Raw genomic sequence first — 23712 nt, forward strand, 5'->3', positions numbered from 1 at the left:
GCAATCGGGTTTTGGCGGTCGGCGCCAGCCTCATCCCTGGCGACTGTGATTCGTTTCGCGCGCCGAACGAGCCTCGGCCGGCGCCAGAATGGCGGCCAGAAGCCCGGCCGTGACGAACGAAACGATGGCGGCCGTCAGCATCGCCGCATGGAAGCCCCCGGCATAAGCGGCTGCGAACAGATCGCGCAGGCCGTCCTTGCCCATCGCCGCATCGGCTGCGAAATCGTGCCTTGAAACCGCGGCGCGGGCCACCGCTCCGGCATTGGCGACACCGGCGTTTTCAAGATGCGCCGTCAGCAGGGCTGTTGCCCGCATCCTCATCAAGGCGCCGAGCAGGGCGATGCCGATGGCGGTGCCGCTCTGGCGGGTTGCGTTGATCACCGCCGACACCATGCCCGAACGCTCGCGCGGCGCAAACGACATCGCGGCAGCGCTGCCGGTCGGGATGGACAGCGCATTGCCGAGGCCGCCGACGGCAAACAGCAGGCCGATCGTCACATAGGGTGCCGAGGGTCCAACCCAGCACATGCCCAGCATGGAAAGACCGCTCGCAAGATAACCCGATGTCATCAGCGCCGAGTGTCCGTAGCGCTGACTGAGCCTGCCGATCGCCGGCGACACGACCATTTGGACAAGGAACAGCGGTGCCATGCGCAGGCCGGTCTGTGTCGGCCACCAGCCCTGTGCCTGCTGCAGGAACATCGAATAGAGGAAGACGCTGGTGTAGGAGGTGAGGCCGAGCGCGAACGAGGCGACATTGGCGACGGCGAAGCAAACGTCGCGGAACAGGCCAAGCGGCAGCATCGGCCGCGGCGTGCGTGCCTCGAAGACAAGGAATGCCACTAGGCCGGCGAAGCCGACGACAAGGGCGATAACAGCCTCTCGATCGCCCCAACCTTTTTCGCCTGCCGATATCAGGCCGAAGGTCAAGGCGCCCAGCCACAGAATGCTGAGCGCCAGGCCGACAAGGTCGAGATGGGCATGCTCGGGGTGTGAAGTCTCTACGATCGAAGCCGCACCGAGCGCGATCGTGGCCAAGCCGAGCGGCAGGTTGATCAGGAAAATGCTCTGCCATCCGGCGGTTTCGACCAGGATGCCGCCGACGACCAGGCCGGTGAGCAGCGAGACAGCTGCGAACGACGCCCAGCCTCCGATAACGCCGGCACGCTCGCGACCGTCGGGAAATGCCTGCGTCAGAATCGACAGCGCACCCGGAATGATCAGCGATCCGGCTATCCCTTGCACCACCCGGCCCACCAGCAGCACCGGCAGGTTACGCGCGATTGCACATATGGCAGAACCAGCCACGAAGATGCCGATGCCTGCCAGCCAGGAGCGCTTGCGCCCGTAGCGGTCGCCGATCAGGCCTGCCGACAGCATGAAGGCCGACAGGCAAAGCGTGTAGGCGTCGATCACCCATTGCAACCCGGCGAAATCGATGCCGAGCGCAATCTGGATCGTCGGCAGGGCGACGTTGACGATGCTGATGTCGAGCAGTGCGACGAATGTGCCGAGATAGACGGCGGCAACAAGAGGCAAGCGACGGTTCGACATGAAACCCAAACCTGAGCGTGGAAATCACCTACAATGATCAGACGCGACCAATGATCAGACGCGACGGCTTTTAGGTCCGATCAACGCCGCCATACTGCTCGTCGGTCACCGTCTCCAGCCAGTCGGCATGGACGCCGTCGAGCGCCTCCTGCATGGCGATATGGGCCATCGCCGATTTTGGACCGGCGCCATGCCAATGCTTTTCGTCAGGCGCAAACGAGATGACGTCGCCGGCCCTGATTGCCTGTATCGGCTCGCCCCAGCTTTGCGCCAGGCCGGCGCCTGACACGACATAGAGCGTCTGGCCCAGCGGATGCGTATGCCAGTGGGTACGCGCGCCGGGCTCGAAACCGACCATGACGGCGCGTAGCCGCGCCGGCGCTTCCTTCTCGATGATCGGCGTCTGCCACACGCGGCCGGTGAAGTACTTTTCCGGCGCAATGACGGTCGGTACGCTGCCGCAAGCAATGATCTTCATCGTCGCAAAGTCCTCAAGCTGATGGCGGATCGGTCGGCGACGATCCGCTCCTTTTTGTCGCAGAAAGCGGCACTTTCATCCGATAACCATCATGGCGCAACCGCTTTTGCGGCTGTTCGGCGACGGACCCTGTCACGGCATTGACGGAAAGCCCAGGCCCGCATTCGACGGCTTCGCCGATCATGGCTCAACATCAGGCGATCCTCCGATCTCAAATCACTTGCCCTCCCGCCTAACCCGTGGGACGATGCCTTTGGGTAGGCGGCAAACTGAAAAAGCCCCGCCCGCGACGGTCGACAGGCCGGCCGCCGCTCCCAGGGAAACGCCTGAGTGGAGGTCAGTCATGGGAACTCGCGCCGGAGGACGACGCACGGGACCGAAATGCATTGCCATAGTCGGTCCCTTTGCAAGCGGTAAGACGACACTTCTCGAAGCCATATTGGCCCGCACGGGCGCCATCCCCCGCCAGAATCCGGTCTCCTCGGGAAACACAGTTTCCGATCATTCGCCCGAGGCACGCGCCCACGCCATGAGCGTTGAGGCGACGTTTGCCACCACCGACTTCATGGGGGAGCAACTCACCTTCGTCGATTGTCCCGGCTCCATAGAATTCTCCTTCGAAGCCGAACCGGTTCTGGCCGCCTGCGACCTCGCCGTGGTCGTCGCCGAAGCCGACGAGAAGAAGATCCCTGCCCTGCAACTGATCATGCGCAAGCTCGACGATCTCGGCGTGCCGCGCATCATGTTCCTCAATAAGGTCGACAAGGCGATATCAGGCGTGCGAGACACGCTGAAGATGTTGCAGCCGGCGAGCTCGGTGCCTTTGCTGCTGCGCCAGATTCCCCTGCGCAAGGACGGCGTGGTGATCGGCTCGATCGATCTGGCGCTGGAGCGCGCCTACATCTATCGCGAATATGCCGAAAGCGAAGTCGCCCAGATTCCCAGCGACGACAAGGCGCGCGAGCTTGAAGCGCGCTTTTCCATGCTGGAGACGCTCGCCGACCATGATGATCAACTGATGGAGCAGCTGCTCGACGAAATCGAGCCGCCCAAGGACGCCATCTTCGACGACCTGGCCGCCGACTTGCGCGATGGTGCCGTGACGCCGGTGCTGATCGGCTCCGCCGAGAAGGGCAATGGTGTGCTGCGGCTGCTAAAAACGATCCGCCACGACGCGCCTGATGGTGAAGCAACACGCAAGCGCCTCGACGCACCTGACGGCAATGCGACCGTGGTCCAGGTGATGAAGACCATCCACACCGCGCATGGCGGCAAGCTGTCGATCTCGCGCATCCTGTCCGGCCAGCTTGCCGACGCCTCCGAGCTCTTCCTTTCGAACGGCGCGACGGCAAAGGTCTCCGGCATCTACAGAATGCTCGGCAAGGACCAGACCAAGCTCACCTCGGCCCCGGCCGGCGACACGGTCGCGCTCGGCAAGATGGACGAGGTCACGACCGGTCAGACCTTGAGCTCGGCCAAGGGCGGCATCAAGCCCTTGGTCACGCTGACGCCGCCGCAACCGGTCTTTGCCTTTGCGTTGCGACCGAAGGAACGCAAGGACGAGGTCAAGATGTCGGCCGCCATCCAGCGCCTTGCCGAAGAAGATCCCTCGCTCAGCGTGCGCCACAATCAGGATTCGGCTGAAACCGTGCTGTCGGGCCATGGCGAAATGCATCTGCGTGTCGTGCGCGAGCGGCTGGAGGGCAAGAACCAGATTCCGGTCGAAGGCCATCCGCCGGCTGTGCCTTACCGCGAGACGATCCGCAAAGCGGCGCAGCAGCGTGGCCGTCACAAGAAGCAGTCGGGCGGCCATGGCCAGTTCGGCGACGTGGTGATCGAGATCAAGCCGCTGCCTCGCGGCTCCGGTTTCCAGTTCACCGACACCATCACCGGCGGCGCCGTGCCGAAAACCTATATCCAGTCGGTCGAGGCCGGCGTACGCGATTATCTGAAATCGGGCCCGCTCGGCTTTCCTGTGGTCGACGTCGCCGTCAACCTGTCCGACGGCTCCTATCATTCCGTCGATTCGTCGGACATGGCCTTCCAGATGGCGGCAAAGCTGGCGATGAAGGAAGGCATGGCCGCCTGCTCGCCGGTGCTGCTTGAACCGATCATGAAGGTGGAAATCGTCACGCCGTCCGACGCAACATCGAGAATCATCGCCCTGATCCCGCAGCGGCGCGGCCAAATCCTCGGCTATGATGCGCGGCCCGGCTGGCCGGGATGGGATGTCGTCGAGGCGACCATGCCGCAGGCCGAGATCGGCGATCTGATCATCGAGCTGCGTTCGGCCACCGCGGGCGTGGCCAGCTATCGTGCCAGCTTCGACCATATGGCCGAACTCACCGGCCGCCTGGCCGACGAGGCGTTGAACGCCAATGGCAAGGCCGCCTGACACTGGAACTTGGCGACAGTCAGGCTGCAGAACACAAGGAAACGGCGTCCGGACATGATCCGGACGCCGTTCTCATGCGGACCGTCTTCGTGGGAGGCGAAATGGCAGGTCCGCCGCACATGCCGCCAACGCTTGACAGCCTCAGCGGAAGAATAGTTCGGACGCGGTAGCCGCCTGAGCCCGGATCGTCCGAGTGATGCCCCCATCTCCCGCACGAACCACACCGCGTCCTATGATCTGCTTAGTCGATGCTGCGCGCCTGCGACATGTTACCTGAGGTTACATGTCACTGTTACATGACATTTCGGTCGGCTTTGCGTCAGCGCCGGCAGGGATCGGGATACAAAAAAGCCGGATCAACGAAGATCCGGCTGAGTTTGATTGGAAGTGCCTGTTAAGGCTAACCTCCAGAGGGGAACACTCGAGGGCGCTAATGGGAGGAGAACGCGCCCAGGAGATGATCCATATATGTGCTCATCATGCCCAAGAAACAAGCATCTATTTTGCAACACTCGCATGCAAAATGACACAGGCTGTGGTCTAAGCCGTTGCTTGGCCTCGTAGGACCAGAAGAATCGCGAAATGTGGTGCGCAGCCAGTCAAGTATCATTGCGAAATGGCGAAACAGCGCCGATTTTCGGTCCAGAACGCCGAAAACAACGAATGATGGCGAATCAGGCAGTGCGCGTTTATTTTCGCGGCAGCCATGCATCGGCCCGAAAATCGCGCCGAAGGAGCCCCCATGAAGACCCGTCAGGCGATCGCCGGCAGCGCGCTGTTCTTCATCGCAGCGCCCGGTGTGGTCGCGGGATTGCTGCCTTGGCTGTTGACCGATCGCTATCATCTGCCGTGGTCGACCCTGCCCGGCTTGGTCCCGGTCGGCTGGGTCCTGATTGGCGTCGCAACCGCCTTGCTGCTTCATGCCTTTGCCCGTTTTGCTCTCGAGGGCCTCGGCACGCCCGCTCCGGGCGCGCCAACCGATCGACTGGTTGTCGGCGGCATCTACCGCCATGTCCGCAACCCGATGTATGTGGCCGTGCTGGCGATCATCCTTGGCCAGGCGCTGCTGTTTTCGAGCGCGGCTCTCGTCGCCTATGCCGCTATCGCCGCCGTCGCCATGGTCTCGTTCGTGAAGTTCCATGAGGAACCGACGCTTGCCCGCCGCTATGGCGCCGAGTACGAGGCCTACCGCCATGCCGTTCCAGGCTGGCTCCCCCGCCTGACGCCATGTCGGCCAATAAGGGATGATCGTCCGCGATGATAGCGCACTCGATTTGCAGAAGGTTTAGAACGACCAGCTTCGGGCCTTGGCGATGATGAAATCGCGGAAGACGTGCAGCTTCGCCTGGTTCTTCATCGCATCGGGATAGGCGAAATAGGTGTCGAAGGACGGCACTTCGGTCTCCGGCAGCAACTGCACCAGCCCTGAATCCTTGCTGACCACATAGTCGGGCAGCATGGCGATGCCGGCGCCACCCTGGACCGCGCGTTTTATCGACAATATGTCGTTGATCTGCAGCGTCGGCACCCTCTGCCCGCCTTCGAAATCGCCGACCGTTTCCAGCCAGTTCAATTCCGACAGATGCGCCGGCACCGGCACGCCGAAGGTGACGATGCGATGGCTCTTCAGCTCTGCGATCGACGCCGGCTTGCCGTACTTGTTGACGTAGGAAGGGGCGGCGTAGAGATGGAAATGCACGGTGAACAGACGGCGCTGGATGAGATCGGGCTGCTGCGGCTGGCGCAGCCGGATCGCGCAGTCCGCCCGCCGCATGGTCAGGTCGAGTTCCTCGTTCGCCAGGATCAGCTGCAGGCTGATCTCGGGATAGAGCTCGATGAATTCCTGCACGCGCTCGGTCAGCCAGCCGGCGCCGAGCCCCACCGTGGTCGTCACCCTGAGCACGCCGGAAGGCCGATCCTTGGCCTCGGTCAGCCGCGACTTGATCGTCTCCAGCTTCATAAGCACGTCATGCGCCGTGCGGAACAGCATCTCACCCTGCTCGGTCAGCACCAGGCCGCGAGCATGGCGATTGAACAGCGGCACGCCGACATCATGTTCGAGCGCGCTGACCTGCCGCGAGATCGCCGATTGCGACAGATGCAGTGTCTCGGCGGCGTGGGTGAACGACCCAGCTTCCGCAGCAGCGTGAAACACGCGTAGCTTGTCCCAGTCCAACGCCATGATGCCCCCATTCTGTTTTCTGGCGTCTGAATGAAAAATCAGGCTTTTGCGCGGCTTTTCTCGGCCGCTTGTTTACTCCGCCGCTTCGCGGCGAACTTCGATCCCGGCGAGGTACTTTTCCGCCTCGAGCGCGGCCATGCAGCCGAGCCCCGCCGCCGTCACCGCCTGGCGGTAGATGTCGTCGGTCACGTCGCCGGCGGCGAACACGCCCGGCACGTCGGTGCAGGTCGAATCCGGCGCCGTCCACAGATAGCCGTTCGGCTTCTGCTTCAGCTTGCCGGCGAACAGCTCGACCGCCGGCGCATGGCCGATCGCCACGAACACGCCGTCGACCGTCAGATGCATCTCCTGGCCGGTCACCAGATTGCGCAGCTTCAGTCCTTCCACCGACGGCGGCAGCGGCATCTTGCCGGACTGGCCGGTGATCTCGTCGACGACGGTGTCCCAGATGACGCGGACATTGTCCTTCTTGAACAGCCGCTCGCTGAGGATGCGCTCGGCGCGGAAGTCGCTGCGCCGGTGGATGACCGTCACGCTCTTGGCCAGGTTGGAAAGGTAAAGCGCCTCCTCCACCGCCGAATTGCCGCCGCCGATCACCGCGACATCCTTGCCGCGATAGAAGAAGCCGTCGCAGGTGGCGCAGGCCGATACGCCGAAGCCCATGAAGGTCTGTTCGCTCGGGATGCCCAGCCATTTCGCCTGCGCACCGGTGGCGATAATCAGCGCGTCGGCGGTATAGGTGGCGCCGGAATCGCCCTTGGCACGAAACGGCCGCACGTTGAGGTCGACCTCGGTGATGATGTCGTTGATGACGTCGGTGCCGACATGCTCGGCCTGTTTCAGCATTTGCTCCATCAGCCACGGACCCTGAATCGGATCGGCGAAGCCCGGATAGTTTTCGACATCGGTGGTGATCATCAACTGGCCGCCCTGTTGCAGGCCGGCGACCAGCATCGGCTTCAGCATGGCGCGGGCGGCGTAGATTGCCGCCGTATAGCCGGCGGGACCGGAACCGATGATGAGAACGGGTGCGTGCTTGGACGTCATATCAGGGCTTTCACAACAACCGGACGCGAATGAAGCGTCCGGCACAGGGATCGATTTCGGCCCTAATCTAGGTGTTGCAGGCGACGCCAGCAAGACGACCCGGCCTTCGTCCCCGGAAAGCTTCCGCACAAACAGACGATCCATGAACATCCTGGCGGCGACTGTTCGAAAATCAGTGACTGAAGGGATGGAATGGACACCAAAGTCGTTTAATTACAAGATCACGAAAGATTCTTGCGTGAAGCGCCAAGGTATCCATGCCGCTCAAAGCCGATCTCGATGCCATCGACTGGAAGATCCTGCGCGAGCTTCAGCACGATGGGCGCATGACCAATGTCGAATTGTCCGGCCGCGTCGGCATTTCTGCGCCGCCATGCCTGCGTCGCGTCAGGCGGCTGGAAGAGACCGGCATCATCCGCGGCTATCGCGCCTTGCTCAATGCGCCGGCGCTCGGCCTGGATGTCGTCGCCTTTTGCCTCATCGGCCTGCATCACCAGGCCGACGCGGAGCTGAAAACCTTCGCCGAACGCACCCGCGGCTGGCCGATCGTTCGCGACGCCTGGATGGTGTCGGGCGAATCCGACTTTTTGCTGCATTGCGTGGCGAGCGACCTCGGCGCCTTTCAGACCTTCGTCATCGAGGAACTGGCCTCGGCGCCGAATGTCGACACGGTGCGGACGGCACTGACCATCCGTCGCGTCAAGGACGAGGGCCTGGTGGCTTTCAGCGAAGCGAGACCTTAATCCCGGCCGAGCTCGGCGATGGCGTCGCAGAGTTTGCTGTGATCGTTATCGGTCGTCAGGTTGCGCGTCCTGAACATGCCTTGGCCGGAAGTCCGATCGGATCGGCCGTTCACCAGCCAACCCTCGCAGAGCCCGGCTCGCCGCCCGGCTTCCATGTCATCGGCCTTGTCGCCGACGATGATCGATCGGCTGATATCCACGCCCAGCAGATCGCGGGCGCGCAGAAGCATGCCCGGATTGGGCTTGCGCATCGGATGATCACCTGCTGCCAGCTCGCCCGTCCCGCTCGAATGGTAGGCGCAGGCGAGCACCAGATCGATCCGGCAATTCTGCGCTTCGAGAAGCGCCAGCAACCGGGCACTGACCGCGGCGAACTCCGGCCAGCCGAAATAGCCGCGGGCTATGCCTGATTGATTGGAGACCACCATTGCCGGAAGGCCGGCGATGTTGGCCGTTCGGATCACCGGCAGCATCTGCGGCCGAAGCACGATGTCAGCCGGATCGCTGGGGTAGCCGCTATCGACATTGATGGTGCCGTCGCGGTCGAGGAACAACGCCGGCATGCCAGCTGGATAAGCCGACGTACCGATCCGCTCGACCCACAGGCCCGGCGCTTCGAGCGGGTAATGATCGGATCTCACGATCGGGCCGATGTCAGCCATCACAGAGGCGCGCTTCGACCATTTCGCACAGATGATGATAGAGGCACAGATGCCCCTGCTGGATTATCGGCGTCGAGGTCGAGGGCACGTTGAGCAGGATATCGGAGAGCGGCTTGAGCTTGCCGCCGCTGTCGCCGGTCAGGCTGATCACTGTCATGTCCATCATGCGCGCCTGCTCGGCGGCGGCGAGGATGCTGGGCGAGTTGCCGCTGGTCGAGATGGCGAGCAGCGCGGCGCCCGCGGCGCCATGCGCCTCGACCTGGCGTGAAAACACCGTGTCGAAGCCGTAATCATTGCCCCAGGCGGTCAGCACCGCCGCATTGGCCGGCAGCGCGATGACGTTGTAGGCCTTGCGCTCCCTCAGGAAGCGGCCGACCAGTTCGCCGGCGATGTGAATGGCGTCGCTGGCCGAGCCGCCATTGCCGCAGATCAGCAGCGCCTTGCCCTGCGAAAGCGCGGCGACGACGGCGGTAACCGCCCGCTCCATCTCGCCGGTGAGGTCGCGCTCGACCATCGCGGTGATCGCGGCCGCCGAGCGGACCAGATAGTCGTTCAGTTCGGACATGAAAACCTCAGTTTGTGCTTCCGGCGCGCAACTTGCCGATGGTGCCGGTGGTGCTCTTGCCGGCGACGAGATCGACCAGCACGACGCGGCCGCCCGCCTTTTGCACGATTTCGGCGCCGACCACCTGATCGATCGTATAATCGGCGCCCTTGACCAGTATGTCCGGCTTCAGCGCCTCAATCAGCGCGAGCGGCGTGTCTTCCTCGAAGACGACGACGGCATCGACCGAGGCAAGCGCCGCCAGCACGCAGGCGCGGTCATGCTCGTCGTTGACCGGGCGCCCCGGCCCTTTCAGCCGGCGCACCGAGGCATCGCTGTTGAGGCCGAGAACCAGCCGGTCGCACTGGCTGCGCGCCGCATGCAAAAGGCTGACATGGCCGGCATGAAGGATATCGAAGCAGCCATTGGTGAAGCCGACGCTCAGGCCTTCGTCCTTCCACGTCGCCACCAGCCGTGCGGCGGCGGTGGCATCGAGAATTGCATCCTTGTGGGCAACCGGTCCATGCGAGCGAAACAGCGCCCCGGTGAGTTCCTCGACCGTCAGCCGTGCGGTGCCGCGTTTTCCCACCACCACGCCAGCCGCCGCGTTGGCGATGGCCGCGGCAATGACGCGGTCGGCGCCCGCAGCCAGGGCCAACGCAAACGTAGCGATGACAGTGTCGCCGGCGCCGGAAACGTCGAACACCTCCCGCGCCTGCGTGGAAATGTGGCGGGCATCGTCGGCATCGACGACGCTCATGCCTTTTTCGCTGCGCGTCGCGACGACGAAATCGAAGCCATGTGCCGAGATCAGCTCACGCGCCGCGGCGACGATCTCGTCATCGGCAAACACCGCGCGTCCGACCGCCTCGCCAAGTTCCTTGCGATTGGGGGTGATCGCCGACGCCCCGGAGTAGTAAGCATAGTCGCGGCCCTTGGGATCGACCAGCACCGGCTTTCCCGCCTCGCGGCAGATCGAGATCAGCTCGCCGGCGACGCCGTCGAGCAACATGCCCTTGCCGTAGTCGGACAGGATGACGATGTCGGCTTGCGCGAGCCCGGCGCGGAAAAACCGGATCAGCGTCGCCCGCTCGGCGTCGCGTAGCGGCTTGATTTCCTCTTCGTCGAAGCGCAGCACCTGCTGGTTGAGCGCGCTGAAACGGCTTTTCGACGAGGTCATCCGGTTGGCGTCCTGTGCGAGACCGCCGGTGTCGACGCCAAGCTCGGTAAGCATGCGCATGAGATTGTCGCCGGCCGGATCGGCGCCGATCACCGAAACCGGTATCGCGGCAGCGCCGAGCGAGACGATGTTGGCGACGACATTCCCGGCGCCACCCATCGCCGAGGTTTCGCCACGCCCGCGCAGCACCGGAATAGGCGCTTCAGGCGAAATCCGCTCGATGACGCCGTTGAGGAAACGGTCGAGGATGAAGTCGCCGACCACCAGCACGGTGACGTTGCCGAACCGCGAGATGGCGCGGTGAAGCGGTTCAGGAGAAGGCAGGTATTGCTCGCTCATGTCATCTTCGACGTGCAATGAGAGCCGGTCCCGATGCTGTGAAAACGCTGGACTGGCAGGGCTGGTCGTTCATGGCGAAGCCGATATACCGCAATTCGGCTCAGCGCAACGGCAGGCTCCGAACCGACCACAGCCAACGCCGGTTGGCCGATCAACTTTTCTGCAAAGCGACATGAACACCCAATCCGACCAGCACCGCGCCGCCCGCACGCCGCATCAGGCATTGCCCGCCGTTTGACGCCCACCCAACCGCCGGTTTGCGACCTGCTTTATCGACAGCCCGGCAAGCCTCCCCTATAAGGGCCGGAATCGGCACAAGATACCAGAGGCTTTCATGATCATCGTCACGGGCGGCGCCGGCATGATCGGCTCAAACATCGTCGCCGCGCTCAATGCCGAAGGGATCAGCGACATTCTCGTCGTTGACGACCTGACCGACGGCCACAGAATCGCCAATCTCGCCGACCTGCAGATCGCCGATTATCTCGACAAGGACGATTTCCTGCCGCGGATGGAGGCCGGGGACCTCGGCCGCATCGAGGCCGTCTTCCACCAGGGCGCCTGCTCGACCACCACCGAGTGGAACGGCAAGTTCATGATGGAGGTGAACTACGCCTATTCGAAGCGGCTGCTGCATGCCTGCCTGGCGCTGCGGCTGCCTTTCCTCTATGCCTCCTCGGCTTCGGTCTATGGCGGCGGCGCCGAGTTTCGCGAGGAGCCGGAATGCGAACGCCCGCTCAATGTCTATGCCTATTCAAAGAAGCTGTTCGACGACTATGTCCGCCGCACCGTCTTCGAAACCGACCATTCGCCGGTGGCAGGCCTGCGCTACTTCAACGTCTATGGCCCACGCGAGGCGCACAAGGGCGCCATGGCCTCGGTCGCCTACCACCTGTTCAACCAGGTCGAGCAAGGCCACAACCCAAAGCTGTTCGGCGCCTATGACGGTTTCGGACCTGGCGAGCAGAGCCGCGACTTCATCCATGTCGGCGACGTTGCCGATATCAATCTGTGGTTGTGGAAACGCGGATCGAGCGGCATCTTCAACTGCGGCACCGGCCGTGCCCAGCCGTTCCGCGCCATTGCCGAAACTGTGATCGGCGCGCTAGGCAAAGGCGAGATCGAGTTCATCGACTTCCCCGATCACCTCAAGGGCAGCTACCAGAGTTTTACGCAAGCTGACATGTCCCGGTTGCGCGCCGCCGGTTACAATGGTCAGTTTCGCACAGTGGAAACCGGCGTCAGAGACTATGTCGAATGGCTGAAAGCCCAACGATCCTCGTGATCGGCCCACGCTGGGTGGGCGACATGGTGATGGCGCAGTGCCTGTTCTCGGCGCTGGGAGAGCTTCACCCGAACGCCGCGATCGACGTGCTGGCGCCGGCATGGGCGGCGCCACTGGTCAAGCGGATGCCCGAAATACGCCGGCAGGTCCATCTGCCGCTGAAATCCGGAGCCCTGGAATTCCGCATGCGAAGGCGCATCGGCCGCCTGCTGCGCGGCCACTACGACATCGCCTATGTCATGCCTGGAAGCTGGAAGTCGGCGCTGGTCCCGTTCTTTGCCCGCATTCCGCGCCGTGTCGGCTACCTCAAGGAAATGCGCTACGGGCTGCTGACCGATATCGTAGCCTTGTCCGACGATGTGAAACGGCGCACGGCGCAGGCCTATTTCGGCCTCGCGCAAGGCGGTACGTTCCATGCCCCCAAGCTCGCCGTCGACACGAAAAACCAGGCGACATTGCTGGGCCGCTTCGGGCTGGAGGCGAATAAATTCGTCGCGCTGATGCCCGGCGCCGAGTTCGGGCCGGCCAAACGCTGGCCGAGCGACCGCTATGCCGGCCTTGCCCGCGACATGATGGAAAAAGGTTTTGCGGTCGCGCTGTTCGGGTCGAAGAACGACGCCGACGTAACGGCGGAAATCGCCACGCTTGCCCCAGGCGCTGTCGACCTCGCCGGCCAGACGCGGCTCGAGGACGCCATCGACCTGATCGCCGCGGCCAGGATTGCGGTGTCGAACGACAGTGGACTGATGCATGTCGCCGCCGCGGTCGGCACGCCGATCGTAGCCGTCTACGGATCGACCTCGCCGCACAATACGCCGCCGCTCGCCGAGCAGCGCGAACTGGTCTGGCTCGGCCTGTCCTGTTCGCCCTGCCACCGGAAAATCTGCCCGCTCGGCCACCTCAACTGCCTGAACACGCTTGAGGTGGCACAGGTCGCGGCAGCGGTGGAACGGCTATTGGAAATGCCGGCCGCCGCATGAGGGTGCTGATCGTCAAGACATCTTCGATGGGTGACGTCATCCACAGCTTTCCGGCCGTCGAGGATGCGCGCCGCAAGCGGCCGGGCGTGTCGTTCGACTGGTGTGTGGAAGAGGCTTTTGCCGGCATCGTGGCGTTGCATCCGGCGATCGCAACCATCCACACCGTGGCAATCCGGCGCTGGCGCACAAGCCCGCTCGGCCGCGGCACATGGCGCGAGGCAGCGGGGTTGCGCCGCGCCTTGCGGGATTGCCGCTACGATCTCGTCATCGATGGGCAAGGATTGCTGAAGTCGGCCGTGGTGGCGAAACAGGCCGCAGCGCCGATCGCCGGCTTCGACCGGTCGAGCGCTCGCGAGCCTTCGGCGACCGTGTTCTACGACCGCCGCTATGCTGTGCCGCGCGATCTGCACGCCATCGAACGCACAAGGCGGCTGTTCGGGCTGGCGCTCGGCTATGAACCGGATTTTTCCGGGCTCGAGTCCGGCATCGTGCCGCCAGCCGTCGAGGCGACTTTTGTCGGCGGAAACACCGCCTTCCTGCTGCACGGCACCAGCCGCGAGGACAAGAAATGGCCGGTCGGCAACTGGATCGAGACGGCCCGGCTTCTCGTGGAAAGAGGAATGACGCCGGTCACCACCTGGTCGAACGACAGGGAAAAGGCGGTTGCCGAGGCGATTGCCCAGGCTGTTCCACAGACAGTGCTGGTGCCGAAATCACCGCTTGCCGAGATCGCCGCGATCATCGGCCGGTCGGTGCTGGTCATCGGCGCCGATACCGGCCTTACCCACCTCGCCAGTGCCTTCGGCCTGCCGACGGTGGCGGTGTTTGTGGCGACAGAACCCGGCTTGACCGGCCCGCGCGGGCCATTCTCGTCAACGCTGCTGGCCGCGCCCGGCGCTCGTGTCGCGCCTGAGGAGGTGTTGGCTGAGGCAGAGAAGTTGCTGGAGCGTCAAGCGCTTGGTCGGGCCGGCGCCGGCAAGAATTGATTTGTGCAAATCAATTCAATCGGAAAGGTCGGCGCCGCCCTCTTCCCTTCTCCCCTTGTGGGAGAAGGTGGATTGGCGCGCAGCGCCAAGACGGTTGAGGGGTGCTGGCCGGAGTGCTGTTGGTGCCAAGCTGGAACACCCCTCATCCGACCTCGCTTCGCGAGGCCACCTTCTCCCACAAGGGGAGAAGGCAGAGCAGCGCCAATTCTTAAATGAACTGCACCTGGACGATCTCGTAGCCCCGCGCGCCGCCTGGCGCGTTGACCTCGATGGCATCGCCGACTTCCTTGCCGATCAGCGCCCGCGCGATCGGCGAGGAGATCGAAATGCGGCCGGACTTCACGTCCGCTTCCTGGTCGCCGACGATCTGGTAGGTCTTCTTCTCTTCCGTGTCCTCGTCGACCAGCACCACGGTCGCGCCGAACTTGACCTTTTCGCCGCTGAGCTTGGTGATGTCGATCACTTCGGCGCGGGCGATAAAATCCTCGAGCTCGTTGACGCGGCCCTCATTGAGACTCTGCGCCTCTTTCGCCGCATGGTATTCCGCGTTTTCAGAGAGATCGCCGTGCGAGCGCGCTTCGGAGATTGCTTCGATGATGCGCGGCCGCTCTTCCTGCTGGCGCCAGCGCAGTTCTTCCTTCAATGACGCGAACCCCTCGCCTGTCATCGGGACCTTGTTCATAATGCCTGACCTTTCCTGCCGCCGCCCCCGCATTCCGGGAGCGACCTTGTCGATGGGTACAAAAAGAAAACGGTCCGGCAGCCTCGGGCTAACGGAACCGTGTCACCGCAATTTCCTCCAATATAGCAATCTTCGCGGGTTTTTCACGCCAAAAAATCGGTTTTGAAAAATTCGCCCGCCATTTGTGGAAATGCCGTCATGGCAGCCCGGCTGGCCGGGCGAGCGGCAATAAAAACCGGCTGCGATTGCTCACAGCCGGTGGTGAGGAAAAGTTCGGCTTCTATTCAGCTCTTCATGAAACGGTCTATCTGCTCGGACAGCATGCCGTATTCACGAGATCCCTTGCCGATGCGTTTCTCGATCTCGCGGAGCTGTTCCCGGGCGCCGGCGAGATCGCCGATCTGCAGATGCGCCTCGCCGAGATATTCGCGTACCAGCGTGTAATCGGGATCGATGCGCAGCGCTTCCTCATAATAGCCGAGACCGACGGTGACGCGTCCGGAATGGCGGTGCGAGTAGCCGAGGTAGTTGAGGATGCGAGGGTCTTTCTTGTCCGCAGCCAGGCTGAGCACGGCGATCGCCTCGTCATAACGTCCTGCCATCGCCAGCGCGTGGCCGGCTTCATAGATGTTGTCGTCGTCCAGCATGCCGTGCTTGGGCGCGACGCACTTCTTCAGTTTCTTGTCCCAGACCTTGCCTTTCTTGCACTGTGTCGTCTGGCTGCCATCGCCACCGCCTCCACCTTCACCGGCCGAAAACGCCGGAACAGCAAACAGCGGCAGGGCGGCAACCGCCAGAACCTGGATCAGCAATCGTCTGCGCATCGAACTCTCCTTGAAGCATGACAATGCAAGACTAACGCCGGGCAAAAGCGGTTTCATCCCGGAAAAAAGCCACGGTCAGTGAAAGCCTTTTCAACGGCCCGCGCCAGTCGGAAAATGGAAGCGCCGAACAAAACGTGACGAGCGCTGCAAATCCGCTATCATCCAGCAAACGCCAACGGAGTATGCGGAGACGGCCAGTGCAGCGGCGCCTTGAAAAAGAATGGGAGCTTTCGATCGGTCCCGACACGGTGCGCCTGTTCATCCTCAAGGCGAAGGCGTTGAGCGCCGCCGTCAACGAAGACTATGCCGATGGTGCCGAGCACGAGGTAGAACTCGATAGCGAGACGCATGACAACCATCATCATGACGGTCTCGTCGAGGAACGTTCCGAGGACCTCACCGAAGAAGAGCTGCGCGAACTGATCAACGACCTCAATGTCGATGAGGCGGCCGAACTCGTCGCCCTCGCCTGGGTTGGACGCGGCGACTATGACGCCTCGGAATGGGCGGACGCGCTGACGGCCGCGCGCGAGCGCGCCAACAAGCGCACGGCGAAATATCTGCTCGGCATGCCGCTGTTGGCCGACTGGCTGGAGGAAGGGCTGGAAGCGATCGGTGCGTAACAACGCGGTCACCGTTTGTGATCGGCCAAAACTGTCGTTCAGGCAACTTCCGTATCCGCCCGCCGTTAAGGGCGAATGGCGGCGCTGACCCCTCCCACATCGATCAGATTGGCCGGATTGATCAGATTGGCGCTGCCTTTGGCGGCGGCGATGCTGTCCGCAGGAGCGGCCCTGGCCCAAGCTCCGGAACTGCCCGATAACGTACCCGTCCCGGAGCTCAATCAATCGCAATCAGCGCAAGAAGCTGCACCTGCCGACGTGCCGATCCCCGAGCCACGCCCTGCGGATGCGCCAGAGCCTGATCAACCCGCGACCGACAAAATGGACCAGCAGAAGTCGGACCAGCATCAGCAAGCCCGGCCGCAGCCGCCGGCAGTCGCTCCGACGCCGACCGAAAAGCCCGCCGAGGCAGAACCACCAGCCGCCGCGCCAAAACCACCGGAGATACCGGCGCAGGCGCCGGAGAAAAAAATCCCTCCCGACCCGCGCTCGGCCGCTGTGCCGCAGGAGAAAATGCCGGACGAGGAACTGGCCTGCCGCCGGCGGCTGAAGTCGATGGGCGTCGACTTCGAGGAACGCAAAGCCGAGCACGATGCGGCGGTCGGCTGCTCTATCCCCTATCCGATCGCACTGAAGACGCTTGGCAAGTCATTGGATATCAACCCCGAATCCGAGTTGAATTGCCAGATGGCCGAGGCCGCCGCGCGCTTCGCCGCCGATATCGTCCAGCCGGCGGCCAAGGCCGAGCTCGGCGCCGAACTCAAGTCGGTCGGCCAGGCATCCGCCTTCGTCTGCCGCCACCGCAATGGCGGCGGGAAATTGTCGGAGCACGCCTTCGGCAACGCGCTCGACATCGCCAGCTTCACGCTTTCGGACGGCAGGAGGATCGACATCCGCCCGGCGCCGCCGGAAAAGGACGCGAAATTCCTGAACGCAATACGCAAGGCAGCCTGCGGACCGTTCAAGACCGTGCTTGGCCCGGGCAGCGATGCCGATCATTCGCTGCATCTCCATCTCGATCTTGCACCGCGCCGCAACGGCGGCACCTTCTGCCAGTGATATGGTTGCGGACCGACGCGCCGCAATTTGGCCGCAGCCGTAAACGCAGCCGCTGATTTTTCCTTTACTGTTGGCGGGTAAGCTCCGTTTCATCTGATCATGACCCCGAAAAGTGGGATCCGGTTTTCGGAGAAAGATCATGATCAAACGATGACATGGAGCCTGATCGGCTCGGAGACCGGGAACCTGCCAATGGCCGGGATATTTCGCGCCGCGTCTGTCGCCGTCCGGCAAGTGAGACGCGCGCGCATGATTGCCGGCGGGCTTGCCATCGCAGCGATCTCGGCCTGCACCACCGGCAGCGTGCTCTCGCTGAAACCGGCCGTTGATGTCGGCAGCCAGACATCAGCTGTCCCAGAATACGCTGGCCAGAAATACGCTGGAATGCAGCGCCTCGTCCCATCCAACCCTTACATGACCGCCGCCTATCCGCGCATGGACGAGCCGATGGCGCCGACCGAACAGATGCCGGCCAGCGAGGTCGAGTGCCGCAAGGATTTGAAGCGCCTGGGCGTCGTCTACACCGACCTTGCGCCGATCCGCGAAGGCCAGTGCGGCATCGACTATCCGGTCAAGATCTCGGCCATCGGCCGCATCGCGATGAAGCCGGCCGCGACGCTGACCTGCGACATGGCCGCCACCTTCGCCGGCTGGGCCAGGAATGAACTGGTCCCGTCCGCCCGCTGGCGTTATTTCTCCGGCGTCAGGACCATTCGCCAGGGCTCGAGCTATTCCTGCCGCAGGATCGCCGGCGAAGGCACGCTGTCGGAGCATGGCAAGGGCAACGCGCTCGACGTCATGAGCATCGAGCTTAGCAATGGCAAGGAGATCGACGTGCGCAAGCCCGGCCTGTTCGCCTTCCGCACCCGCGGCTTCCTCAACACTGTGCGCGCCGACGGCTGCCAGTATTTCACCACCGTGCTCGGCCCCGGCTACAATTACGACCACCGCAACCATTTCCATTTCGACATCAAGAACCGCAAGAACGGCTACCGCGCCTGCCGCTGAGCCCGATCGCGTGCCCACTGCCCAAGGTGTGCGCCGCCGCGTAGAATGACGTCACATAAGGTGAGGTCATATCACCACGGTGGTGTCGCATGAGCCGACGAAGCCTTCGACGACGCGCAACGATCTGGCTGGTGGCGTTCTGTGCCGGCTACCTCGTGCTCGCCTATTTCGCCGCGCCGGAATTCTGGACCCTGCGCGACCGCAACTTCCGCACACAGCGCTTCGAGATGGTGACGCACACGCCGCAAGGCATCGCCGGCGATCCGATCAATGTCGGCCTCGTCGGCACCAAAAAAGAGCTGGTCCACGCCTTCGCCGTCGCCGGATGGGACACGGCCGACGCTCTCACGCTGGAGACGGCGATCGAGATCGGCGAAAGCGTGCTGTTCGATCGGCCCTATCCAGACGCGCCGGTCAGCCGGCTGCTGTTCGAAGGCCGTGCACAGGATCTGGCCTTCGAGAAGCCGGTCGGCGACAGTGCCGACCGGCGTCATCACGTCCGCTTCTGGCAGACCGATGCGACCGGAGACGATGGCCGGCCGCTCTGGCTGGGTGCGGCAAGCTTCGATCGCGGCGTCGGCCTCAGCCACGAAACCGGCCAGGTCACCCACCATATCGGTCCCGACATCGACGCCGAGCGCGACCTCCTGATCCGCGACCTGTCTGCCGCAGGCATGCTGATCTCAACCAGCGAGATATCAGGCATCGGTGCGACAAGGACCGGGCGCAATGGCGGCGGCGATCCCTATTTCACCGACGGCAAGGCGGTAGTGGGCGTGCTGAGGCAGCTGCCGTAGGCGCAGGACCAACGGCCGGCGGCCGGCTCATCGACGCCCTGATCGAGCATTTTCGTCGCCGCCATGGGATGCCGCATGAGATGGTTGCGCCCGCCGGCATGAAAAATGACGCCCGTCTATTTTCGAAGACCGCGCCGCAATGCTATTGACCTCGCATGCTCTATGCTGAAATCGCCATCGTGGTCGTCCTCATCTGCGTGAACGGCCTTCTGGCAATGTCCGAACTTGCCATTGTCTCGTCACGGCCGGCCCGTCTCAAGGCGATGATCGACCGCGGCGTCAAGGGCGCCGGCCGCGCCTTGGCGCTCGGCGCCAATCCAGGCAAATTCCTGTCGTCGGTGCAGATCGGCATCACCCTGGTCGGCGTTCTGTCCGGCGCTTTTTCCGGCGCCACGCTCGGCGAGCGGCTGTCCGTGTTCCTGGCATCGACCGGCCTCCGCGAAAGCCTTGCCGACCCGATCGGCGTCGGCATCGTCGTCGCCCTCATCACCTATTTCTCGCTGATCATCGGCGAACTGGTGCCCAAGCAGATCGCGCTGCGCGATCCCGAACGCGTCGCCGCCAGGGTTGCTCCGGCGATGACCATCCTCGCCACCGTCTCGGCGCCGCTGGTTTTTCTGCTCGACATTTCCGGCCGCGCCATGCTGTGGCTGCTTGGCCAGCGCGGTGAAAGCGAGGAGAAGGTCACCGACGAGGAGATCAAGATGCTGGTCGCCGAGGCCGAGCATCACGGCACCATCGAATCCGACGAGCGGCGCATGATCGCCGGCGTCATGCGGCTCGGCGACCGCGCCGTCCGCGCGGTGATGACGCCGCGCACCGAGGTCGACTGGATCAACCTGCAGTCCGATGACGCGGCAATCCGGAAGCTCCTGATGGAGACCCAGCATTCGCGCCTGCCGGCCGGCGATGGCAGCGTCGACGCCATGATCGGCGTCGTCCAGACCCGCGACGTGCTGGCCGCGATGCTCGGAGGTCGCGCGCTCGACCCGCGCCGGCATGTGCGCACCGCTCCCATCGTCCATGACCAGGCCGACGCGCTGGATGTCCTTTCGACACTCAAGGAATCCAACGTGCCGATGGCGCTGGTCCATGACGAATACGGCCATTTCGAAGGCATCGTCACCCCGGCCGACATACTGGAAGCCATCACCGGCGTCTTCCGGGCGGACCTCGACGCCGGCGACGAAGAAAACGCCGTCAAACGTGACGACGGCTCATGGTTGCTCGCCGGCTACATGCAGGCCGACGAGATGGCCGACGTTCTCGGCATCGACCTGCCCGAGAACCGCGACTACGAGACTGTCGCCGGTTACGTGCTGGCGCATCTGCACCATCTGCCGACGACCGGCGAATGCGTCGATGCGCAGGGCTGGCGCTTCGAGGTCGTCGACCTCGACGGCCGCCGCATCGACAAGCTCATCGCCACCCGCCTGCCCGGCGGCCATCGCGAAATCGTGCGGTAGCAGTCAACGCGATGGGTAGGCAAGCCGGTCCTGGATCGCGGAAGGACATGGTGGATTCTGATCGGATCGACAAGCTGATCGCAGCGGTGCCGCCCGCCTTGGCGCTTCGCGCCGGGCTGGACCTTGGCATCTTCACCCGGCTCGGTAGCAGCGCGGTGACTGCCGACAGCCTTGGAGCCGAGCTCAAAGTCGAGCCCGATCGTCTGTCGCGGCTCCTCTACGCGCTCGCCAGCATCGGTCTCCTCGAAGTCAAGGATGGTCGATTTCGCAACGGCGCCGAAGCGGCGGCCTTCCTCGACGCGTCCAAGCCGACCTATCGCGGCGGCGATCATGCGCTCCTGCGCGAGCTCTGGGGAGCCGACCTGCTGACCGCAGAGTCGCTGCGACAGAACCGGCCGGCTGCGCTGCACGACTTTTCCGAAGCCGGGCCCGAGGCAGCGGCGGCCTTCAGCCGCATGCTCGCACCGGGCGGGGTAATTTTCGGCCGCCATCTGGCCCGGGAGATGGACCTCTCGGCGATCGGCTCGGTCATCGACATCGGCGGCGGCCCCGGGACCATTCTCGTCGGACTTCGCGAGCGGCGGCCGCAGATTGCGGCGACGCTGATGGAACTCCCAACGGTCGCAGCGGTCGCGAAAGATATCCTGTCAGAATACGGTGCCGACGACGTGGTTGTCGAAGAGGGTGACATAACTGTCGCGCCGTCGATCGGTCGGCACGATCTGGCGATCCTGAAGGCCGTCGTCCAGGTCCTGCCGCCCGACCAGGCGCGCAGTTCGATCCTGAACGCGGCGCGTTGCCTCACACCCGGCGGCGAGATCGCAATTGCGGGGTGGGGTGTCGTCGATGACGACCGCCTCGGCCCGCCTGAGGGTGTGTTTCTGAATCTCACCTTCCTGAACCTCTATCGCCACGGCGAATCGTACACTGAAGGTCAGTATCGCGCGTGGATGACCGAGGCTGGATTCCGGGATATCTCCAGGTCGCGCCTGACGGACGGCTCCACCTTGTTTCGTGCGCGCCTCACGGGCTGATCGTGGCTGAATGGCCAAGCGCAATCTGCGTTCGCTCAATAAAGCCGATCATCAACGCGGCTGCCGCCTCGGCGTGGGTTTCGAGCAGGAAGTGGCCGCCGTCGAAGATGTGCGCTTCCATACGTGGAAGGTCTTGCATCCACGACAGTGTTTCGGCGATGTCGAAGAACGGGTCGTGGCGGCCCCACAGCATGAGCGCCGGCGGTTGCCACGTTTCGATATAGTCGGCGATGAGACTGAACCGCGCGACATGGTTGGCGTAGTCGACGAGGAGCGCGCGTTGTGTTTCCATGCCGCCAGGCTGATTCATCACCCTCCAGTCCTCGATCCAGGGTTCGCCTTTGATCTGGGCAGCGACATCCTCCGGCAAGCCGCCCAAATATTGCTCGCGGGTGCCTTCTAAGGTCAAAAACGCGGTAGCCTCCCTTTCGTTCTCTTCCGTCGGGTTTGACCAGAATTCGAACGTGGCTTGCCATTGCGGTCCGAACCCTGTGCGGTGTGCGTTGGCGCTCTGAATGATGAGGCCTGAGACGAGGTCGGGGGATTGCATGGCGACCTGGAGACTCACAGGCGCGCCCCAATCGTGCAGGTAGATGAAGCGCCGATCGATCGCGAGATGAGTTAAGAGCTCCTGGATTGCGCCGCTGAACGTTTCGAACGACGGCGCGGGCAACGGCGCCGATTGGCCGTAGCCAGGCAAGTCGGGGGCGATGACGAAGGCGACCCGCGAAAGGCCGGGAATGATGCCCTGGAAGGTGCGCGACGAACTCGGGAATCCGTGCAGGAGCAGCAGCGCGGGATTGGACGCATCTCCCGCGGTGATGAAGGAAAGCTCGGTCCCGCCGGACAGGTGCAGCCGCTGTTGCGTGGGGGATGTCATGCCTGCACTCCTCGCACTGCTCCGGGATGGGCTCGATCAGGGTGCATCTCCTGTGTTCGCTTGATGAACTCGATCATCAGGGAGAGTGCTGGCTCGGCGTGCGTCTCAAGCAGGAAGTGCCCGCCGTCGAAAACATGCGCTTCCATACGCGGCAGATCCTGCATCCAGGACAGCGTTTCGGCGATATCGAAATATGGGTCGTGACGGCCCCAAAGCATGAGCGCCGGCGGTTGCCATCTCTTCAAATAGGCGGCGATCGTATCGAAACGCCCGGCATGGCTTTTGTAGTCGCCGATAAGCGCGCGGTGGGTCTGCATGCGGCCGGGAAGATTCATCACCCTCCAGTCCTCGACCCAAGGGTCGCCCCTGATCGTGGCGGCGACATCCTCTGGCAGGCCGCCCAAATATTGCTCGCGCGTGAATTCGAAGGTCAGGTCGGGGGTCGCGGCCGCTTCGTTCTCTTTTGTCGGTTCTGACCAGAATTTCAACACGGCGTCCCAGACGGGACCGAAGCCGGTTCGATGCGCGTTTGCGTTCTGGATGATGAGACCCGAAACCAGCTCGGGCGCTTGCATTGCAATCTGCAGACCCACGGCGGCGCCCCAGTCATGAATGTGGATGAAGCGGCGCCCGATCGCGAGGTGGGTCAGCAATTCGGAAATCGCCTTGCTGATCGCGTCGTAGGAGGGTGTCGGCGGGACATCGGACTGGCCATGGCCCGGGAGGTCGGGCGCGATCACATAGGCTGCGCCCGCCAATCCGGGAATCACATCGCGGAATGCATTTGCGGAGCTGGGAAACCCATGCAGGAGGAGCAAAGCCGGGTTGGATGGATCGCCCGCAGTGACGTAGGCAAGCTCGGTTCCGCCGGAGAGATGCATTTGGCGTGGGGCAGGCAGTCTCATATCAGGATTCCTTTTTTGCCGTCCGGAAATGGAGTTAAGTCCAAACCAGTGGCGCGAGT

At 63.5% G+C, this 23712-nt stretch carries 23 protein-coding genes and 1 pseudogene; 12 read left to right on the forward strand and 12 right to left on the reverse strand.

The features are described from left to right. Positions 1-30: 30 nt before the first annotated feature. Together AC0L3D_RS18675 and AC0L3D_RS18680 are read right to left on the reverse strand one after the other, a co-directional pair. Positions 31-1554, reverse strand: a complete 1524-nt coding sequence (locus tag AC0L3D_RS18675; protein ID WP_473628460.1) for an MFS transporter — start codon at positions 1552-1554, stop codon at positions 31-33. Between the two features lie 70 nt (positions 1555-1624). After that, entirely contained in the window at positions 1625-2032 is a 408-nt protein-coding gene (locus AC0L3D_RS18680; RefSeq protein WP_027151128.1) for a (R)-mandelonitrile lyase, read from the reverse strand. A gap of 343 nt (positions 2033-2375) precedes the next feature. On the opposite strand from AC0L3D_RS18680, the gene AC0L3D_RS18685 reads away from it, so the two are divergent. Then, positions 2376-4427 carry an elongation factor G gene (locus AC0L3D_RS18685; RefSeq protein ID WP_473628461.1) on the forward strand — a complete coding sequence of 684 codons (2052 nt, stop codon included), beginning with the start codon at positions 2376-2378 and terminating at the stop codon, positions 4425-4427. A 742-nt stretch (positions 4428-5169) separates the two neighbouring features. Next, a complete protein-coding gene (locus AC0L3D_RS18690) occupies positions 5170-5688 on the forward strand; it encodes a methyltransferase family protein (RefSeq protein ID WP_473628463.1) in 519 nt (172 codons plus the stop codon). Positions 5689-5712: 24 nt separating this feature from the next. On the opposite strand, the gene AC0L3D_RS18695 is transcribed toward AC0L3D_RS18690, so the two are convergent. Then, positions 5713-6609 carry a LysR family transcriptional regulator gene (locus AC0L3D_RS18695; protein ID WP_023799796.1) on the reverse strand — a complete coding sequence of 299 codons (897 nt, stop codon included), beginning with the start codon at positions 6607-6609 and terminating at the stop codon, positions 5713-5715. 72 nt (positions 6610-6681) lie between these two features. Further along, a complete protein-coding gene (gene trxB / locus AC0L3D_RS18700) occupies positions 6682-7656 on the reverse strand; it encodes a thioredoxin-disulfide reductase (protein ID WP_473628465.1) in 975 nt (324 codons plus the stop codon). Between the two features lie 257 nt (positions 7657-7913). Here trxB and AC0L3D_RS18705 point away from each other — a divergent pair, with 257 nt between their 5' ends. Continuing rightward, on the forward strand, positions 7914-8399 hold the full coding sequence (locus AC0L3D_RS18705) for an Lrp/AsnC family transcriptional regulator (protein WP_077379873.1): 486 nt from the start codon (positions 7914-7916) through the stop codon (positions 8397-8399). Here the strand turns inward: AC0L3D_RS18705 and AC0L3D_RS18710 are convergent. From AC0L3D_RS18710 to AC0L3D_RS18725, 4 genes and pseudogenes are all read right to left on the reverse strand, one after another. Continuing rightward, positions 8396-9061, reverse strand: coding sequence for a D-glycero-alpha-D-manno-heptose-1,7-bisphosphate 7-phosphatase (locus AC0L3D_RS18710; protein WP_473645390.1), 666 nt, complete (start codon positions 9059-9061; stop codon positions 8396-8398). The two genes, AC0L3D_RS18705 and AC0L3D_RS18710, sit on opposite strands and share 4 nt — an antisense overlap. Beyond that, a complete protein-coding gene (locus tag AC0L3D_RS18715; protein WP_473628469.1) occupies positions 9054-9626 on the reverse strand; it encodes a D-sedoheptulose-7-phosphate isomerase in 573 nt (190 codons plus the stop codon). The genes AC0L3D_RS18710 and AC0L3D_RS18715 overlap by 8 nt, the downstream gene beginning before the upstream one ends. 7 nt (positions 9627-9633) lie before the next feature. After that, positions 9634-11124, reverse strand: coding sequence for a D-glycero-beta-D-manno-heptose-7-phosphate kinase (gene rfaE1 / locus AC0L3D_RS18720; protein WP_473628470.1), 1491 nt, complete (start codon positions 11122-11124; stop codon positions 9634-9636). Between the two features lie 151 nt (positions 11125-11275). Next, positions 11276-11362, reverse strand: a pseudogene (locus AC0L3D_RS18725) (LysE family translocator); the annotation flags it as partial. Positions 11363-11458: 96 nt separating this feature from the next. Between AC0L3D_RS18725 and rfaD the strand changes: the two are divergent. From rfaD to waaC, 3 genes are read left to right on the forward strand one after another with little or no spacing between them, the layout of a single operon-like run. Beyond that, positions 11459-12409, forward strand: a complete 951-nt coding sequence (gene rfaD / locus AC0L3D_RS18730; RefSeq protein WP_473628471.1) for an ADP-glyceromanno-heptose 6-epimerase — start codon at positions 11459-11461, stop codon at positions 12407-12409. Then, positions 12382-13389, forward strand: coding sequence for a lipopolysaccharide heptosyltransferase II (gene waaF / locus AC0L3D_RS18735; protein WP_473645391.1), 1008 nt, complete (start codon positions 12382-12384; stop codon positions 13387-13389). Before rfaD ends, waaF begins: the two co-directional genes overlap by 28 nt. Next, positions 13386-14375 (forward strand): lipopolysaccharide heptosyltransferase I, encoded by a 990-nt coding sequence (waaC, locus tag AC0L3D_RS18740; RefSeq protein WP_473628474.1) that lies wholly within the window; start codon positions 13386-13388, stop codon positions 14373-14375. The genes waaF and waaC overlap by 4 nt, the downstream gene beginning before the upstream one ends. A gap of 208 nt (positions 14376-14583) precedes the next feature. Here waaC and greA read toward each other — a convergent pair whose 3' ends face one another. After that, on the reverse strand, positions 14584-15057 hold the full coding sequence (greA, locus tag AC0L3D_RS18745; RefSeq protein WP_023799806.1) for a transcription elongation factor GreA: 474 nt from the start codon (positions 15055-15057) through the stop codon (positions 14584-14586). 284 nt (positions 15058-15341) lie between these two features. Further along, positions 15342-15881 carry a tetratricopeptide repeat protein gene (locus tag AC0L3D_RS18750; protein WP_091594986.1) on the reverse strand — a complete coding sequence of 180 codons (540 nt, stop codon included), beginning with the start codon at positions 15879-15881 and terminating at the stop codon, positions 15342-15344. Positions 15882-16078: 197 nt separating this feature from the next. Between AC0L3D_RS18750 and AC0L3D_RS18755 the strand changes: the two genes are divergently transcribed. The 6 genes from AC0L3D_RS18755 (at position 16079) to AC0L3D_RS18780 (ending at position 21868) form a co-directional block, all read left to right on the forward strand. Beyond that, complete coding sequence (locus AC0L3D_RS18755) at positions 16079-16504, forward strand: DUF3775 domain-containing protein (protein ID WP_473628476.1); 426 nt, start codon at positions 16079-16081, stop codon at positions 16502-16504. A 75-nt stretch (positions 16505-16579) separates the two neighbouring features. Next, positions 16580-17563: an extensin-like domain-containing protein gene (locus AC0L3D_RS18760; RefSeq protein ID WP_473628477.1), complete on the forward strand. Its 984-nt coding sequence runs from the start codon at positions 16580-16582 to the stop codon at positions 17561-17563. Between the two features lie 192 nt (positions 17564-17755). Next, positions 17756-18571, forward strand: coding sequence for an extensin-like domain-containing protein (locus AC0L3D_RS18765; protein ID WP_473628479.1), 816 nt, complete (start codon positions 17756-17758; stop codon positions 18569-18571). 89 nt (positions 18572-18660) lie between these two features. Beyond that, positions 18661-19368, forward strand: a complete 708-nt coding sequence (locus tag AC0L3D_RS18770; RefSeq protein WP_128169589.1) for an LssY C-terminal domain-containing protein — start codon at positions 18661-18663, stop codon at positions 19366-19368. A 155-nt stretch (positions 19369-19523) separates the two neighbouring features. Further along, positions 19524-20834, forward strand: a complete 1311-nt coding sequence (locus tag AC0L3D_RS18775; protein WP_473495489.1) for a hemolysin family protein — start codon at positions 19524-19526, stop codon at positions 20832-20834. 98 nt (positions 20835-20932) lie between these two features. Beyond that, positions 20933-21868, forward strand: coding sequence for a methyltransferase (locus AC0L3D_RS18780; protein ID WP_473628480.1), 936 nt, complete (start codon positions 20933-20935; stop codon positions 21866-21868). Here AC0L3D_RS18780 and AC0L3D_RS18785 read toward each other — a convergent pair. After that, a complete protein-coding gene (locus AC0L3D_RS18785) occupies positions 21858-22748 on the reverse strand; it encodes an alpha/beta fold hydrolase (RefSeq protein WP_473628482.1) in 891 nt (296 codons plus the stop codon). The genes AC0L3D_RS18780 and AC0L3D_RS18785 overlap by 11 nt on opposite strands. Further along, on the reverse strand, positions 22745-23653 hold the full coding sequence (locus AC0L3D_RS18790) for an alpha/beta fold hydrolase (protein ID WP_473645393.1): 909 nt from the start codon (positions 23651-23653) through the stop codon (positions 22745-22747). The genes AC0L3D_RS18785 and AC0L3D_RS18790 overlap by 4 nt, the downstream gene beginning before the upstream one ends. Between the last annotated feature and the right edge of the window lie 59 nt (positions 23654-23712).

This window comes from Mesorhizobium sp. WSM4837 (assembly GCF_055811435.1).